At 71.9% G+C, this 11,771-nt stretch carries 11 protein-coding genes; 9 read left to right on the forward strand and 2 right to left on the reverse strand.

Going from position 1 to position 11,771, the window contains the following annotated elements; translation table 11 throughout:
• On the reverse strand, window positions 1–394 hold a 394-nt coding region (locus PLL68_RS09015), incomplete at its 3' end, for a MarR family winged helix-turn-helix transcriptional regulator (protein ID WP_324533435.1).
• A 100-nt stretch (window positions 395–494) separates the two neighbouring features.
• Here PLL68_RS09015 and PLL68_RS09020 point away from each other — a divergent pair.
• The 9 genes from PLL68_RS09020 (at window position 495) to PLL68_RS09060 (ending at window position 10,627) form a co-directional block, all read left to right on the forward strand.
• Window positions 495–2,579, forward strand: a complete 2,085-nt coding sequence (locus tag PLL68_RS09020) for an MMPL family transporter (protein WP_324533436.1) — start codon at window positions 495–497, stop codon at window positions 2,577–2,579.
• Window positions 2,576–3,055, forward strand: a complete 480-nt coding sequence (locus PLL68_RS09025) for a TspO/MBR family protein (RefSeq protein ID WP_324533437.1) — start codon at window positions 2,576–2,578, stop codon at window positions 3,053–3,055. Before PLL68_RS09020 ends, PLL68_RS09025 begins: the two co-directional genes overlap by 4 nt.
• 177 nt (window positions 3,056–3,232) lie before the next feature.
• Window positions 3,233–3,808 carry an RNA polymerase sigma factor gene (locus PLL68_RS09030; protein ID WP_324533438.1) on the forward strand — a complete coding sequence of 192 codons (576 nt, stop codon included), beginning with the start codon at window positions 3,233–3,235 and terminating at the stop codon, window positions 3,806–3,808.
• Window positions 3,795–4,589, forward strand: coding sequence for an anti-sigma factor domain-containing protein (locus PLL68_RS09035; protein ID WP_324533439.1), 795 nt, complete (start codon window positions 3,795–3,797; stop codon window positions 4,587–4,589). The genes PLL68_RS09030 and PLL68_RS09035 overlap by 14 nt, the downstream gene beginning before the upstream one ends.
• Window positions 4,590–4,616: 27 nt before the next feature.
• Complete coding sequence (gene ilvD, locus PLL68_RS09040) at window positions 4,617–6,317, forward strand: dihydroxy-acid dehydratase (RefSeq protein WP_324533440.1); 1,701 nt, start codon at window positions 4,617–4,619, stop codon at window positions 6,315–6,317.
• Window positions 6,310–7,080, forward strand: a complete 771-nt coding sequence (locus tag PLL68_RS09045; RefSeq protein ID WP_324533441.1) for an ABC transporter ATP-binding protein — start codon at window positions 6,310–6,312, stop codon at window positions 7,078–7,080. Before ilvD ends, PLL68_RS09045 begins: the two co-directional genes overlap by 8 nt.
• Window positions 7,081–7,090: 10 nt before the next feature.
• Window positions 7,091–8,662, forward strand: a complete 1,572-nt coding sequence (locus PLL68_RS09050) for a hypothetical protein (RefSeq protein ID WP_324533442.1) — start codon at window positions 7,091–7,093, stop codon at window positions 8,660–8,662.
• A 109-nt stretch (window positions 8,663–8,771) separates the two neighbouring features.
• Entirely contained in the window at window positions 8,772–9,485 is a 714-nt protein-coding gene (locus PLL68_RS09055) for an RraA family protein (protein WP_324533443.1), read from the forward strand.
• Window positions 9,482–10,627 carry a branched-chain amino acid aminotransferase gene (locus PLL68_RS09060; RefSeq protein WP_324533444.1) on the forward strand — a complete coding sequence of 382 codons (1,146 nt, stop codon included), beginning with the start codon at window positions 9,482–9,484 and terminating at the stop codon, window positions 10,625–10,627. Before PLL68_RS09055 ends, PLL68_RS09060 begins: the two co-directional genes overlap by 4 nt.
• Here PLL68_RS09060 and PLL68_RS09065 read toward each other — a convergent pair.
• Window positions 10,617–11,720: a hypothetical protein gene (locus PLL68_RS09065; protein ID WP_324533445.1), complete on the reverse strand. Its 1,104-nt coding sequence runs from the start codon at window positions 11,718–11,720 to the stop codon at window positions 10,617–10,619. The genes PLL68_RS09060 and PLL68_RS09065 overlap by 11 nt on opposite strands.
• Between the last annotated feature and the right edge of the window lie 51 nt (window positions 11,721–11,771).

Raw genomic sequence — 11,771 nt, forward strand, 5'->3', positions numbered from 1 at the left:
TCAGGGAGGCGTCGATCTCGGCGAGCCCTCGGAACATCGGGGCGAGCCGGGTGAGGACCTCGACGCGACCCGAGTCGGTGATGACGACCTCGGTGCGTCGGCCGTCGTCCGGGTGGGGTCGGCGCTGGGCGTGGCCGCGCCCGACGAGGCGATCGACGATCCCCGAGGATGCCGCGGAGGTCACCCCGAGTTCACGCGCCAGCTCGACCGGACCCATGGGGGTGGTCATCAGGTGGCGCAGCGAGTGCAGTTCCGAGACCGACAGACCAGCCTGGCGGGCCACCTCGTGGGGCACCTGCCCGGCGACGTCGACGAGTTCCTGGAGGGCGACGAGGGAAGGTGACTGCCGATAACCCGGCACCACCGACGTGACGTCGGGAGCAACGTTAGACAAACTTGCATCAAGGGCTTGGGGTTCCGTAATCTCACTCACCTACTTAGCAACATGGTGAATCACCTACTGAATCAGCACGGTATCAAGGGAGAGCGGACACATGGGCAACCTTGCACACGCCATCACGCGCAAGTGGGTGGCCGGCATCCTCGCGCTGGTGGCCATCCTCGGCGCCGGCGCGATCATCGGTGTGGTCGGGCAGGCCGAGGGTCCGCCCACCGCGGTGGCGGCCCTGCCGGACGGCACCGACAGCAAGGCCGCCGCCGAGCTTCGAGCCGAGCTGCCCGAGGCAGAGGGGTCCGCGGCCGTCGTCCTCTACAGCAGCGACGCAGCCCTGACCCCTGATCAGCTGGCCGTCGTCCAGGAACGGGCACGCACGCTGCCGGGGGCGACCGGTGCTCCCCCCGCCGTGGCGGAGGACGGAACTGCCGCCACGGTGTTCATCCCCGTGAACACGAGTGACGCAGTCGAGACCGCCGAGGTCGTCGGCGACCTGCGGGAGGCAGCCAAGGCAGACCTCCCGGACGGCCTGACAGCCCGGGTCACCGGCCCCGCCGCCATCCAGGCCGACCTCGCGGCCGTCTTCGACGGGGCGAACTTCCGCCTGCTCGCCGCGACGGCATCCGTCGTCGCCCTCCTGCTCGTCATCACCTACCGCAGCCCGGTCCTGTGGCTCGTGCCGCTCACTGTCGTCGGTGTCGCCGACCAGCTCGCCGCGGTGGCGGCGACCCACACCCTGGCGGCCTTCGACGTCCTGTGGGACGAGTCGACGATCGGCATCCTCTCCGTCCTCGTGTTCGGTGCGGGCACCGACTACGCCCTGCTGCTCATCAGCCGGTACCGCGACCAGCTGCGGGTCACCGAGGACCGTCGTGAGGCCATGGCGATCGCCCTGCGCCGCACCACCGAGGCGATCGTCGCCAGCTCCAGCACGGTCGTCATCGGCCTGCTCACCCTGCTCCTCTCGCTCTTCCCCGCGACCCGGGGGCTCGGCCTGGCCTGTGCCGTCGGTGTCGTCGTCGCGGCCTTCTTCGTGCTCGTCGTGCTCCCCGCAGCCCTGGTCGTGTTCGGTCGCTGGATCTTCTGGCCCAAGGTCCCGAAGGTGGGCCAGGCCGGTCTCGCCGACGCCAACTCGCTGTGGCGCCGCATCGGTGACGCCGTCGCGAAGCGGCCCGCCGGTTTCGTCACCGTCACGCTGCTCGCGCTGGCCGTCATGGCCGGTGGCATCACCCAGATCAAGACCGGCCTCGACGGCCCCGACCAGTTCCTGCAGAAGCCCGAGGCCATCGCCGCGGCCGAGCGCCTCGGAGAGTCGTTCCCCGCAGGTGCTGCCGACCCGACCATCGTGGTGACCCGCGGTGACGGGGAGGCCACGGCCACGGCCGTCGCCGCCGTCGACGGCATCAGCGACGCCCGGGTCGTCGCCTCCGGCAACGGGGTGAGCGAGATCGACGCGGTCATCGACGCCGCCCCCGGGTCCGACGAGGCCGAGGCCACGGTCACGGCACTGCGTGAGGCCCTGGCCGGTCAGGCGGACACCCACGTCGGTGGCACCGAGGCCGAGGCCATGGACGCCTCGGCATCCGCGGCCCGAGACCGTCTGGTGATCTTCCCGATCATCCTCGCGCTCGTGCTCGTCTCGCTCGCTGCGCTGCTGCGCTCGGTCGTGGCGCCGATCATCCTCGTCGCCACGGTGGTCGCGACCTACATGGCCAGCCTCGGCCTGTCGTGGGTGCTGTTCACCCAGGTGTTCGGCTTCGAGCGACTCGACGACGGTGTGCCGTTGCTCGCGTTCGTCTTCCTCGTCGCCCTCGGCGTGGACTACAACATCTTCCTCATCACCCGAGCCGCCGAGGAGGCCAAGGACCACGGCTCACGCAGCGGCATGTTGCGCGCCCTCGCGGCGACCGGTGGTGTCATCACCAGCGCCGGCATCCTGTTGGCCGCGGTGTTCGCGGTCCTGGGTGTGCTGCCGCTCGTCGTGCTCGCCCAGCTCGGCGTCATCATCTGCGTGGGCGTGCTCCTCGACACCCTCGTGGTGCGCACCGTGCTCGTCCCGGCGATCGGGCTCATCCTCGGTGACCGCTTCTGGTGGCCGCGGCGCGTCGACACCCGCCCCTCGGTCGCGGATGCCGCGGACTCGACTGATCGTGCTGAAGGCCCGGTGCCCGTGGGTGGGGCGTGACCCTCACCCGGTTCGGCCTCGGGGTCACCCTGGCCGCACTGATCGGCCTGTACGCCGTCCTCGCGGTGCGGTGGACCGGAGCCGGGTCCGCCTGGGCTACCACGCTGGTTCGTCCGGCGTGGCAGCCGCCGGACGTGGTGTTCGGGGTGGTCTGGCCGCTGAACTTCATCGCGATGGCGGTGGTCGGCACGGCCGTCACCGTCGGGGCCACCCCGCGCGAGGGAGTGCTCTGGATGGTGCTGTTCGGCGCCAGCGTGGCGCTGGCGCTCGGGTGGGCGAGGGCCTTCTACCTCCGGCACCGGCTGGGTCGGTCCGCCGCGCTGCTCAGCCTGGCTGCCGCGGTCACCTGGGCCCTCGTGGCGCTCACGGCGAGCACGGTCGGCTGGCCGGCTTGGGTGCTCGGGCCGTACGCGGTGTGGCTCACGGTCGCCTCGAGCCTCGCGGTGGGGTACTGGCGGTTGAACGAATCTCGGTGACGGTGCATCCACAGGGCCGGTCGGCAGCGAACCACTGTCGAGACAGTCATGACCCCGTGAGAAAGCCGAGAGGAGTGCAGCATGACCCAGCTCACCATGGATCCGCCGCGCCTTCCATGGCAGGCGGTGCGTGCGCCGGGTCGGCCTGACCGGCCGATCCCGTTTATCGTGGGGTCCGTGCGAGCAGAGGAGCAGGTCGAGGCGGTCGTCGTGGACGACATCGCCGAACGGCTGCGCGACGGGTCTCGGGAGGCGCTGGAGGAGGCCTACGCTCGCTGGGCGTCCCTCGTCCACACCCTGGCCGTGCGCTCCCTCGGCAACCACCACGACGCGGAGGACGTCACCCAGCAGGTGTTCGTCTCCGCGTGGAACAGCCGGCACACCCTGCGGCCCGACAAGGGCACCGTGCCGGGGTGGCTCGTCGGCATCACCCGCCACAAGGTCGCCGACGTCCACGCCAAGCGCGCTCGGCTGGCGCGCGACGCCCAGGCGGTCGCGGAGAACACCCTGCCCGACGAGAGCGCCCCACCGCCGGACGACCTGCTCGCGACCCGGCTCGTGCTGCACGACGAGCTCGAGCGCCTCGGGGAGCCCCGGGGGACGATCGTGCGCATGGCCTTTCTCGAGGACCGCACCCACGACGAGATCGCCGAGCGTCTCGCAATGCCCCTCGGCACCGTCAAGAGCCATGTCCGCCGCGGACTGCTGCACCTGAGGACCCGCCTGGAGGAGGTGGACCGTGACCCATCCTGATGACGACATGCTGGCCGCCCTGGCCCTCGGCGAGTCGACGCCGAACGACGTCGCCGCACACGTCGGTGGCTGTGCCCCGTGCTCACGTGAGGTGACGGCGCTGCGCTCCACCCTGAGCGTGCTGCGCGAGCCCGTCCCTGCTCTCATCGCGCCCCCCGCCAGCGTGTGGGATGCCGTGCTCGCCGAGATCGACGCCCCCGAGACCGCCGCCGCGCCCCCGACGGCGACAGTCGCCGCTCTGCCGGCCGCCCCTACGGCGGTCGACCACGCGGTCGCCGCTCCCGCGACCGCGCAGCCACCGACCGACGAGCTCGCGACGCGCCGCGAGAACCGCAGGCGAGGCGGCATCCCCCTCGCGTGGGTGGCCGGTGCCGCCGCCGCCGGAATACTCCTCGGCATCGCCGGTGGTCGCCTGCTCGGGGGCGAGGACCCGGCGCCCGCGCCGATCACGGTGGCCAGCACCAGTCTCGACACGCTCGACACCGGGCAGGTCAAGGGGTCGGCCGACATCGTTCGCCTCGACGGCCAGCTCGACCTCGCCGTGCGCACCGAGCCGATCGACCCCCGCGACGGGTACCTCGAGGTGTGGCTGATCAACAAGGACCTCGAGCGCATGGTGTCGATCGGGGTGCTGCGTCCAGACGCCCCCGAGCAGACCTTCGCCATCGACCAGGCCCTGATCGACCAGGGCTACGTCATCGTCGACATCTCCCGTGAGGGCTTCGACGCAGCCCCGCAACACTCGGGCGACAGCGTCGTGCGCGGAACCCTCGCGACCTGACCCGAGTGCGCTCCCTAGGATGGGTGCATGACCTCGACCCCGGACATCAAGCCCCGTAGCCGCGACGTCACCGACGGCCTCGAGAAGGCCGCAGCGCGCGGCATGTTGCGCGCGGTGGGTCTCGGCGACGACGACTTCGCCAAGCCGCAGATCGGGGTCGCGAGCTCGTGGAACGAGATCACCCCGTGCAACCTCTCGCTCGACCGCCTGGCCAAGGCGGTCAAGGAGGGGGTGCACGCCGCTGGCGGCTACCCGCTCGAGTTCGGCACCATCTCGGTGAGCGACGGCATCTCGATGGGCCACGAGGGCATGCACTTCTCCCTCGTCAGCCGCGAGATCATCGCCGACTCGGTCGAGACGGTCATGATGGCCGAGCGCCTCGACGGTTCGGTGCTGCTCGCCGGGTGCGACAAGTCGCTGCCCGGCATGCTCATGGCCGCCGCCCGCCTCGACCTGTCCTCGGTGTTCCTCTACGCCGGGTCGATCCTGCCCGGCATCGCGAAGATGTCCGACGGCTCAGAGCGCACCGTGACGATCATCGACGCGTTCGAGGCCGTCGGCGCCTGTGCCCGGGGGCTGATGAGCCGCGAGGACGTCGACGCCATCGAGCGCGCGATCTGCCCCGGTGAAGGCGCCTGCGGTGGCATGTACACCGCCAACACGATGGCCTCCGTGGCCGAGGCGATCGGCATGTCCCTGCCCGGCTCGGCCGCCCCGCCGGCCACCGACCGCCGCCGTGACGGGTTCGCCCGCAAGTCCGGTGAGGCCGTCGTCGAGCTGCTGCGCCGCGGCATCACCGCCCGCGACATCATGACCAAGGAGGCGTTCGAGAACGCCATCGCCGTCGTCATGGCCTTCGGTGGCTCGACCAACGCCGTGCTCCACCTGCTCGCGATCGCCCACGAGGCCGACGTCGACCTCTCGCTCTCCGACTTCGCGCGGATCGGCGCCAAGGTGCCCCACCTCGCCGACGTCAAGCCCTTCGGGTCCTACGTCATGACCGACGTCGACCGGGTCGGTGGCGTGCCCGTCGTCATGCGCGCCCTGCTCGACGCGGGTCTGCTGCACGGCGACTGCCTCACCGTCACCGGCAGGACGATGGCCGAGAACCTCGCCCACATCAACCCGCCGGACGTCGACGGCAAGGTGCTGCGGGCGATGTCCGAACCCATCCACGGCACCGGCGGCATCACCATCCTCACCGGCTCGCTGGCCCCCGAGGGTGCCGTCGTGAAGTCGGCCGGCTTCGACTCCGACGTCTTCGAGGGCACCGCGCGCGTCTTCGACGGTGAGCGGGCCGCCATGGATGCCGTCGAGGACGGCACCATGACGGCCGGCGACGTCGTCGTCATCCGTTACGAAGGCCCCAAGGGCGGCCCCGGGATGCGCGAGATGCTCGCCGTCACCGGCGCGATCAAGGGTGCCGGCCTGGGCAAGGACGTCCTGCTCCTCACCGACGGTCGGTTCTCCGGCGGCACCACCGGCCTGTGCGTCGGCCACGTCGCCCCCGAGGCCGTCGACGAGGGCCCGATCGCGTACGTGCGTGACGGCGACGGCATCCGACTCGACGTCGCGAACGGTCGCCTCGACCTGCTCGTCGACGACGACGAGCTCGAGCGCCGGCGTGCCGAGGGCGTGACGCACCCCGAGGCCAAGTACACCCGCGGAGTGCTCGCGAAGTACCGGCGCCTGGTCGGCAGCGCCAGCCAGGGTGCCGTGTGTGACTGACCCGCCGGGGGACCGGCCGGCGCTCGAACTGGCCGGCCTGGTCAAGGAGTTCCGGGGGCGTCGCGTCGTCCACGGACTCTCCCTCGCGGTGCCTCGTGGCTCGCTCTACGGCCTCGTGGGGCCCAACGGTGCGGGCAAGACGACGACGCTGTCGATGGCGACCGGGCTGCTGCGCCCCGACGGGGGCACCGCGCACGTCCTGGGCCACGACGTGTGGCGCGACCCGGCATCCGCGAAGGAGGTCATGGGTGTCGCACCCGACGGCATGCGGCTGTTCGAGCAGCTGTCAGGGCGCGAGCTGCTGTCCTACGTCGGTGCGTTGCGCCGGATGCCGCGCGACGTGACCTCCGCCCGTGCCGACGAACTGCTGGCGGTGCTCGACCTCGCCGACGACGCGAGCACCGTCGTCGCCGACTACTCGGCTGGCATGGTCAAGAAGATCAGCCTGGCGGCGGCGCTGATCCACGCGCCGCGCCTGCTCGTGCTCGACGAGCCGTTCGAGGCCGTCGACCCCGTGTCCGGTCAGACGATCCGCACGATCCTGCGCCGCTACGTCGCCGGTGGCGGCACGGTCGTCATGTCGAGCCACGTCATGGAGCTCGTCGAGGGCCTGTGCGACCGGGTCGCCGTCATCGCCGGCGGGCGAGTGCTGGCCGAGGACACCGTCGCAGGCCTGACCCGGGGTGGGTCGCTGCACGACCGCTTCCTCGAGCTCGTCGGTGCCTCCGACGTCGGCGGAGACGAACTGTCGTGGCTGGGCTGAGGCGGATGCCGTGACGTGGCTCATCGTGCGGCTGCGCCTCGCGATGTGGCGCACGGCGATGAGCCGCAGCACCCTGCAGCTCACGTCCTCGATCATCGGTGGCCTCGCGGCGCTCGCCGTCGTCGGCACGCTCGGGCCGGGCCTCGTGCTGCTCGTGGCCCAGCCGCTGCGGATCACCGCCCTCGTCGTCCCCCTGTTCACGGTCGCCACCCTGATGTGGGCGGTGCTCAGCCTCATCGCGACGGGTGTCGACTCCCTGCTGGATCCCGCCCGCTTCTCCGTGCTCCCGCTGCGCGCGCCCGAGCTCGCGCGCGGTCTGCTCGCCGCCGCGCTCACCGGCATCCCCGCCCTGATGCTGTGCCTGTTGGCGCTCGCGCAGGTGGGCAGCTGGGCGTCGAGCCCGACGACGGCCGGCGCGGCGCTCGTCGCGGCGGTGCTGGGGGTGCTGACGGCGGTGCTGCTGTCACGGGCGGTGACGAGCGCGCTGGCCGGTGTCATGACGAGCCGCATCGGGCGGATCCTCGGCGCCTTCGTCGTCGCGCTCGTGACCCTGGTGCCGCTGGCCCTCAACCTGTTGCTGACCACCGGCACGCTCGGCGCGGACCTGCGCTCGTTCGACGCGACCCGCTCGGCCCGGATCGCCTCGTGGACGCCCTTCGGCTGGGCCTGGGGGCTGCCGTTCGACGTCGCGACCGGGCGGTGGGGCGCGGCGCTGGTGCACCTGCTGCTCGCGCTGGGGTTCCTCGCCCTGCTCTGGTGGGTGTGGGTGGGGCAGCTGCGGCGCACGCTGACCTCACCGCTGACGAGCTCGGGTGGGCAACGGATCGGTGCCGGGCGGTTCCTGCCCGCCCTGCTCGGCACGTCTCCGGTGGCCACCATCGCGGCGCGCCGCATCCGCGCCTGGTACCGGGACAGCCGCCTCGTGTCGATCGCCCTGCGCACGGCCGTGCTCCCGGTGTTCTTCGTCGCGCAGTCGATCGTCATGGACACGCCCGGCCTCGCGGGTGCCGGGGTGGTGTCGCTCGCTGTGTTCGCCGGGTTGACGCTCATGAACGACCTCGCCTTCGACGGGCCTGCGTGGTGGCTGCACGTCGCCGTCGGGGTGCCGGGCTGGCAGGACCGGCTCGGGCGGGTGCTCGCGACCACCGTGGTCTTCGGGCCCGTCGTGCTCCTCACGTATGCCGTGAGCCTGGCCCTGGGCGTGGTGCAGTCGCCGCTGCCGTGGCTCACCGTCACCGTCGTCGCCTTCTTCGCCAGCCTCGGGCTGGCCGTGCTCGTCGGGGCGTACCTGCCGGGGACCGCACCGCGCACCGGGGGCAACCCGTTCGCGGCGACGTCCGGGGGAGCGGCCCAGGGGTGCCTGACCGCTCTGATCTCCTTCATCGGCCCCATCGCGCTCACGGCTCCCGCCGCTGTCCTGGCGTTGGTCACCTCGGGCACGACCGTGGGCCGGTGGGCGGTGCTGGTCGTGGGCACGGCGTACGGGCTGGGGCTCCTCGCCGTCGGGGTCGTCGTCGGGGGCGCCCGTCTGGACGCTCGGGCCCCGGAGCTGCTCGGCCAGCTGGAGTCGGCCCAGATCTGAGCGCGTGCTGTCCGCGGGGTGGCTCAACCCTTGTCGGGCACTGCCACCGGGGCGAGGATGAGCCCGCCCGGGCGGATACCCCGCCCGGGACCCCCATGAGGAGGTCCGCATGAGCCGTTGGCACCCCCAGGCGTGGTCGATCACCACCGAGGCGCCTCGTCCAGACGCCGAGCTCGTCGCCGAGCTCGCCCGCTTTCCCACGACCCAGATCGCCGACGGTGGCGGACCCATCGCCGTGGTCGGTCCCGGCATCGGGCCGATGGTGGCGGCGACCGAGATCTGCGGGCCTGCGGTCACCTTGTGGACGGCACCGGGCGACATCCTCTACATCCTGAAGTCACCCGACCTCGTGCAGCCGGGCGACGTCCTCGTCATCGACGGCGGCGGTCGGTTGGATGCCGCGGTCATCGGCGACGTCATCGGTGGCCGTCTGCTGGCCAACGGCTGTGCGGGCATCGTCGCCGACGCCGCCGTGCGTGACCTCGAGGGCCTCGAGGCGCTGGGCCTGCCCGTCCATGCCCGTGGCGCCCACCCGGCCACCGGCTCGAACGTCGGTCCCGGGGCCCTCAACGTGCCGATCCAGTGCGGCGGCGTCGCCGTGCACCCCGGGGACGTCGTGCGGGCCGACCGCAGCGGCGTCGTCGTCGTGCGCGCCGGCGGGCTGGCCGAGGTCGTCGAGCGCACCCGCGCCGTCGGGGCCCGCGAGGACGAGTGGCAGGCGGCGTTCGCGGACGGCGCCGGACTCGACGCCGTGTTCGGCATCGACGCCCTCATCGCCGAGAAGGCGGCAGCGGCCGGCGCCACAGGGGGGCCGGAAGCATGACGACCGCAGCAGTGGAGCGGACCACCATCGGCGGTCTGCCGATCGACGTCGAGCACACGGAGCACCCCCTGACAGCGGCCGAGCGGGCGGAACGCATGCGCGAGCCCGGGTTCGGGAGGGTCTTCTCCGAGCACATGCTGACGATCCGCTGGACCCGCGACGGCGGCTGGCAGGACGCTCGTCTCACGCCCTACGGGCCACTCGTCCTGGACCCCGCGACCTCGGCGCTGCACTACGGCCAGTCGGTGTTCGAGGGGTTCAAGGTCTACCGCGGTGCCGACGGGTCGGTCGCGGCCTTCCGGCCCGAGGCCAACGCCCGACGGTTCCAGGACAGCTCGCGCCGGCTCTGCCTGCCCGAGCTTCCCGTGGACGTCTTCGTCGACGCCGTCGACCTGCTCGTCGCCCACGACCACGAGTGGGTGCCGACGGCGCCGGGGCACACCCTGTACATCCGGCCGCTGCTGTTCGCCAGCGAGCCCGAGCTCGTCGTCCGGCCGTCGGATGAGTGCCTGTTCGTGCTCACCGCGTTCGTCGCGGCCGACTACTTCCCGCGCGGGTTGAAGCCGGTCTCGGTGTGGGTGGCGGACCACTTCGTGCGGGCGGCTCCCGGCGGCACCGGCGCGGCGAAGTGCGCGGCGAACTACGCGGCCGGACTGGCCGCGCAGGCCGAGGCGGCCGAGCACGGGTGCGACCAGGTGGTCTTCCTCGACGCCGTCGAGCGGCGGTGGATCGAGGAGCTGGGCGGCATGAACCTGCTCTTCGTCTACGGCGGGGACGTGCCGCGCATCGTCACCCCCGAGCTCACGGGCACCCTGCTGCCGGGCATCACCCGCGACTCCCTGCTCGCCATCGCCCGCGACCTCGGCTACCCGGTGGAGGAGCGGCGCATCTCCATCGACGAGTGGGAGGCCGACGTCCGGTCCGGGGCGATGACAGAGGCGTTCGCGTGCGGCACCGCAGCCGTGCTGACGCCCGTGGGTCGGGTGCGTCGCGGCGACGCGGAGTGGACGATCGGCGACGGAGGCACCGGCCCGGTCACCGCCTCGCTGCGTGAGCGGCTGCTGGCCGTGCAGACCGGCGCAGCGCCCGACCCGCACGGGTGGCTGCGCCGGATCGAGCCCTCCGGGGCGCTCAGGCCCTGACCGCGGGTGCCGGCTCCGGGTCGGCGCGGTGGTGTTCCGCACGCACCGCGCCGACCGGTGCGAACCGGTCGTGCATCGTGACGAGCAGGGAGAGCAGGAGCACGAAGAACAGCGTGGCCCCCACGTCCAGGGCGTTGCCGCCGAGGATGAGCCTGGCCACCAGGACGAGCCCGACGTTCGTCAGTGACCGGGCGAAGAATGCGGCGGCGAGGCCCTCGCGGCTGCCCACGCGACGGGCGACGAGCAGCGAGATCGCCGAGTTGACGACGACGTAGGCGCCGATGCCGACGAACATCCGCAGGTCGGAGGTCTCCAGGCCGGGCAGGATCCGGGCGTAGATCGTCGACAGCAGGCCGATGAGCACGACCTTCTCCAGAGTCCACCACGACCACACCGTGACGTTGGCCGCGACCCAGGCGTCGCGCTCGGCGGCGGTGTCGATCTCCTCCGGCAGCGGGTCGGCGGCGACGCGCCAGGCCCAGTCCGGCGCCAGGAGGCGGGGACGCACGACGAACCAGAGGATGGCGAGCCCGACCAGCACGGCGGTGATGATGAGCGGGGCGAACCAGGACACCTCCTTCCAGGTGTCGGTGAAGTCGAGCTGGGCGATGTGGATCCAGTACTCCTGCGGCAGCTTGACGAAGATCCAGATCGCGGCGGCGGTGAGGATCCAGAACCGCGTGCTGAACCGGCGCGGGTCCCAGCGCAGCCTGATCACCTCGTAGGCGATGAAGAAGTACTCGAACGTGTTGGGGAAGATGAGGAGCAGGGCCCGCGTGCCGGTCAGCTCGAAGGCCATCACGCCGATCATCCGGTAGAAGAACAGGAACCGGGAGATCCGCACGGCCCCGCTGTGCGTCCAGTTCTGCATCGAGGACAGGAAGGCGATGGCGAGGTAGTAGACGTCCATCGCCTTGTCGTAGTTCTGGTACCCGGGCGGGTCGAACCCGAACGTCTGGAAGATCGTCTGGTCGATACCGTCGATCACCAGGCACGCGAGGATGGCCGGCAGCGGGAACTTCGGGATGAGCAACGGCACGAGGAAGCGCAGCGCCACCACGGTGACGAAGACGACGGTTGCCTCGGTGGTCATGTCGACTCCTGGTGCGCGGCCCGCGGGTGAGGGCGTTCGCGTGAACGCTAG

The sequence above is a fragment of the Ornithinibacter sp. genome, assembly GCF_035443565.1.
Taxonomy (GTDB): domain Bacteria; phylum Actinomycetota; class Actinomycetes; order Actinomycetales; family Dermatophilaceae; genus Fodinibacter.

Coding starts and splice junctions, on each gene's coding strand:
- PLL68_RS09020 (WP_324533436.1), top strand. CDS start 495: ATGGGCAACCTTGCACACGCCATCACGCGCAAGTGGGTGGCCGGCATC.
- ilvD (WP_324533440.1), top strand. CDS start 4,617: ATGACCTCGACCCCGGACATCAAGCCCCGTAGCCGCGACGTCACCGAC.
- PLL68_RS09055 (WP_324533443.1), top strand. CDS start 8,772: ATGAGCCGTTGGCACCCCCAGGCGTGGTCGATCACCACCGAGGCGCCT.
- PLL68_RS09060 (WP_324533444.1), top strand. CDS start 9,482: ATGACGACCGCAGCAGTGGAGCGGACCACCATCGGCGGTCTGCCGATC.
- PLL68_RS09065 (WP_324533445.1), bottom strand. CDS start 11,720: ATGACCACCGAGGCAACCGTCGTCTTCGTCACCGTGGTGGCGCTGCGC.